Annotated in this window: 3 protein-coding genes; 1 reads left to right on the top strand and 2 read right to left on the bottom strand. The window is 45.4% G+C overall.

The annotated features are described in order from the left end of the window. Nucleotides 1-262: 262 nt before the first annotated feature. Nucleotides 263-1,258, bottom strand: a complete 996-nt coding sequence (locus tag I9W95_RS12015; protein ID WP_225675197.1) for a transposase — start codon at nucleotides 1,256-1,258, stop codon at nucleotides 263-265. A 334-nt stretch (nucleotides 1,259-1,592) separates the two neighbouring features. Here I9W95_RS12015 and I9W95_RS12010 point away from each other — a divergent pair, with 334 nt between their 5' ends. Continuing rightward, a complete protein-coding gene (locus I9W95_RS12010) occupies nucleotides 1,593-2,348 on the top strand; it encodes a hypothetical protein (RefSeq protein ID WP_225675195.1) in 756 nt (251 codons plus the stop codon). Nucleotides 2,349-2,552: 204 nt separating this feature from the next. On the opposite strand, the gene I9W95_RS12005 is transcribed toward I9W95_RS12010, so the two are convergent. Beyond that, entirely contained in the window at nucleotides 2,553-3,125 is a 573-nt protein-coding gene (locus tag I9W95_RS12005) for an imm11 family protein (RefSeq protein ID WP_225675192.1), read from the bottom strand. Between the last annotated feature and the right edge of the window lie 332 nt (nucleotides 3,126-3,457).

Below are 3,457 nucleotides of genomic sequence, written 5' to 3'. Positions count from 1 at the left end.
CGTTTTTAAGTTTTAGTTCGCATTAAAACTTTAGCGCTTTTGACGCTGGTGATGAATGGGGAGCGTCCATCCCATCACCCACTCTAAGAGCATTGGATTTAAAGCCAGAAGTTCTTGGTATTTGAGCACGAAGCTACGCTCGTCAGCAGGTTGGAAGTTGGACTGATACTTACTGCTGAAATAAGCCCCTGATCATCTGGCTTGCAGGCACGTCTGCCTCTCAGGCTTGCCTAATCCGTTTCGAATGGAGGGGAAAGTAGCTTCAGCCGAATGCTGTTCTACAGCGATTCAGTCCCGGTGGTCGTCGGTAATTCATTCTTTCGCATACTGATCGTAGTTTTCCTTCGTTACCGGCGAAGGTGCTGAATGTGTTTTCGAAGTTCTGAGTCATGCTTAGCCAGCGATCTTCATCCAACCCCAGCCGGTCCAGAATCTTTGCAGAGTTTTCCGGGATATATCCGCGTTTATCATCGCGGATAATACGCCCGGTAGCATCGACTAACTCAAGGTAATCCGTCAGTTTCATTGCAATACCTTGCGGCATGTCCTGACGAGGGTTGCCAGCAAATGGCAATAACTCTTTTGGCTGTTGGTAAATGTGGTTTGCAGCCTTTGTGGATTTCGCTTTTTCTGCTCTCGCTTTAACCGACGTATGGGCCGATGCCTCTGGGGTTTTGGCCATCCCTGCCCGAACCGGGTTAAGGTCAACGTAGGCCATGCAGGCTGCGAGGGCGGCTTCATCCAATAGTGCCTGTGATTTGAATCTACCTTCCCAGAACCTGCCGGTGCAGTCGTCTTCGAAATTGGCTTCGCGAGCGATAGATTCATTCAGCACTCGCATAAACCAGCTTATGTCGGTTAATCGTGAACGCCATTCAGTGATGTATATCTGTAGCCTGGCCAGATCGGCTTTATTCAATTCATCACCGCGCATGAAACGCTGAGACAAAAGGTTGCCCTTAAATATCGAATGCCAGCGTTCAACAACATCGTTATTGCTCCATAACTTGCTCGCTTCGGAATCGACATAAAGCACCACGTGATAGTGGTTGCTCATGATGGCGTAGGCCGCAATTTGGATGGCGAAGGTGTGCGGCAGCTCTAAGAGTTTGTTCTCAAGCCAGCCACGACGATGTTCGTAGGATTCTCCGGTTGAAGTATCTGTTCCACACAGAAAGGCTCTTCTGACACAACGTGATACGCAGTGGTAGTAGGGCGTAGCCTCGACTGATACTTGCTGCTTCCTTGGCTTGGGCATAGTGATTCCTTCCATGAATCCAGATGATCAGCGTAGGTGCTGAATTGAAACAGCACAATCAGAAGATTGTGTTAGGGTGGGTGTCCGTATAGGCTCCAGGGTGGGTGTCTGTATAGGCTCCAGAAGATTGTGTTAGGGTGGGTGTCCGTATAGGCTGTACGTATAGGCTGCGGTGTTAGGGTGGGTGTCCGTATAGGCTGCGTATAGGCTCCATCCGTAAAGGCCTGTATACGCTTTAACTGCTCTGTCAATTTAGTATGTTGTGGATTGAATATTCCAATCGGTGTTAATGTCAGTGCATTGGGAAATGTTGAATGACTATCGGGGTTAAAGGATGAACTTAATAAGACGACTATTTGCGACAGATGACAATCCATGGTGTCCACCAATCGATTCTGTAACCATAAATATATCGGGATCTGAATTGAGTTTCTATTGTCCTAATGCTTATTTCTGGAGTTCAAACTCTGGGGTATATCAAGCACTAGTCGATGAGACAGAAACTAAGCCAAATCAACTTGGTGATAATTTTCGACTAAATCAGCCCGGGTATAATGGACAAGAAATTTTTTATCGTGAATGGTCTCATTGGGGAAAGGTTTTTAGACTGAAGTATATTGCAGTTACCTCACTTCGTGTATGGCTGATTCATGTTCCTAAAGAAACAGATGAAGACTCCCTGCATGTTTACGATTACTTGACGAAAAAATTTCCTCTTCCAGATTTTGACGGCCGTAGTTCCTGTTTAAGAGAGAACGAAAAAGTTACCAAAATGTCAGGTGGATTGCTGGGTGCGCCTGGTGATCATCAGCGCACCGAATATAGACGTGTTTGTATTATGAAATCTAGCGGTCGGGAATTGATCGACTATAGTTTGCTTACTTTATCCTCGGAGTACGCTCTTGTGGTCGAAATTTATCAGGCTCAGGCACCTGGATATGGCCGGTTTCTGATGGGTGAGTTGACGGACCGGGCTTCGAACATTATTGATTCTCTTCGCTTGAATCTGAGTCCTCAGGAATTGGCGGCTAAAGAGCAAGTATTGCGTCGTTATGCTGAGGAAACCGGCGGGAAATATGATGAAGAGTAACTAAAAGGAGAGTAGGACACTCACTCTAAGAACCCTGAGTTGTTTGACGAAAAGGCCGATTATTCGGCCTTTTTTGTGGATAGGGTTTGGGGGCAGGTAGTAAGCAGCGTTTGTGACCGGCTAAAAGGTGTGGGTGTCCGTATAGGCTCGGCGACCGCTTTCTTGGAGTATTAACGAGGGTGTTCTGGATCTGGGGGAGTGCTATTACAAAAATATCTTGGCAAGATCTTCTTCGAAAGTAATACCTCCGAGCTCTTCTCTGGTAGCAGTATCCTTGAATTCAGCACTGCATATCAAAAAACTATTGTGCGCAAAGCCAGGTTTAAACAAAACCTTTCCAGATATTTTCTCTGGTCTAAGATTGAGAGTCTCTGGTATATGAAGAGATTCCTCTGTATCTATCTTGAATTTAGAACCATTAGCCTCTATAGAGGTGCCATCAATGGTGTCCAAACAGTTGAAAAGCCAACATCCATCTTCTAAGGGTAGGAATTCACCTGTATTTTTCAAGATGCTTTCTAATGCTATCTTGGCTCTGTCGCTTAGTACCAGACATGAATAATTCCATACTGATATATCTGGTATTTTGTTGGTCTTCTTATCTGATTCAAAGGTTACCGAAACGGGCTTCCACTCCGATTTTAAGCGATTAAGAAGCGTTTCATTTTTTTGTGAAAACCATACTTTTACATCATCAAGCTGCTTTCTCATTGCGCGGAAATCGATAAAGGCTTCGTGGTAACTTTTTACATTATTCAGCAAGCGGAAGGTTGTCATATGGTTCGTTCCATTGGCCTTTTGGGAGCATCACTTCTTTTGGGAAAGTTGCATGTAATAGATCGCTACGCGTAGCTAATAACCTTGAACGCATGACCTGCTCATTAAATACACCGGCAAACCGGATACTTAACCAAGCATAATAATTATGCCGATGAATGCGACTATGCGGTACCGCTTTTGGGTATGGCTGATGCCCAGTGTATTTCGTTCTGGAAGGCAACCAGCAGCCATTGTGGGCATCATGGGAACTAATAGGACATATATAGACGCTCCCTCGGTGTCAAGGCACAACTAGCCTGTGGCACCTTTGATGCCCATCCATTTCCTGT

The organism is Thalassolituus marinus, assembly GCF_020320395.1.
Classification (GTDB): domain Bacteria; phylum Pseudomonadota; class Gammaproteobacteria; order Pseudomonadales; family Oceanobacteraceae; genus Venatoribacter; species Venatoribacter marinus.
This window is presented reverse-complemented; position numbering and strand designations above follow the sequence as displayed.

Excerpts from the sequence above, each read along its gene's own strand:
- I9W95_RS12015 (WP_225675197.1), bottom strand. The coding sequence starts at position 1,258 with ATGCCCAAGCCAAGGAAGCAGCAAGTATCAGTCGAGGCTACGCCCTAC.
- I9W95_RS12010 (WP_225675195.1), top strand. The coding sequence starts at position 1,593 with ATGAACTTAATAAGACGACTATTTGCGACAGATGACAATCCATGGTGT.
- I9W95_RS12005 (WP_225675192.1), bottom strand. The coding sequence starts at position 3,125 with ATGACAACCTTCCGCTTGCTGAATAATGTAAAAAGTTACCACGAAGCC.